This is a genomic window from Microvirga pakistanensis (assembly GCF_004458765.1).
GTDB lineage: Bacteria > Pseudomonadota > Alphaproteobacteria > Rhizobiales > Beijerinckiaceae > Microvirga > Microvirga pakistanensis.
Genome location: NZ_SPJX01000071.1, coordinates 1 through 223 on the forward strand (window position 1 = coordinate 1; position 223 = coordinate 223).

1 protein-coding gene is annotated in these 223 nt (G+C 64.6%); it reads left to right on the forward strand.

Going from position 1 to position 223, the window contains the following annotated elements; all coding sequences use genetic code 11:
• A partial coding sequence (locus E4K09_RS02790) for a kinase/pyrophosphorylase (RefSeq protein ID WP_166802128.1) occupies positions 1-223 on the forward strand: 223 nt, incomplete at both ends.

The window sequence follows — 223 nt, forward strand, 5'->3', positions numbered from 1 at the left end:
ACGATTTGAACGAGGCGGATGTGATCCTCATGGGCGTGAGCCGGACCTCGAAGACGCCGACGGCGATCTATCTCGCCAACCGCGGCTTGAAGACGGCGAATTTTCCTCTCGTTCCCGGGATGCCTTTGCCGCCGAAGCTCGAGGCGGCGCGACGATCGCTCGTCGTGGGGCTGGTGGCGACTCCGGAGCGCATCGTGCAGATCCGGCAGAACCGCCTGCTCAG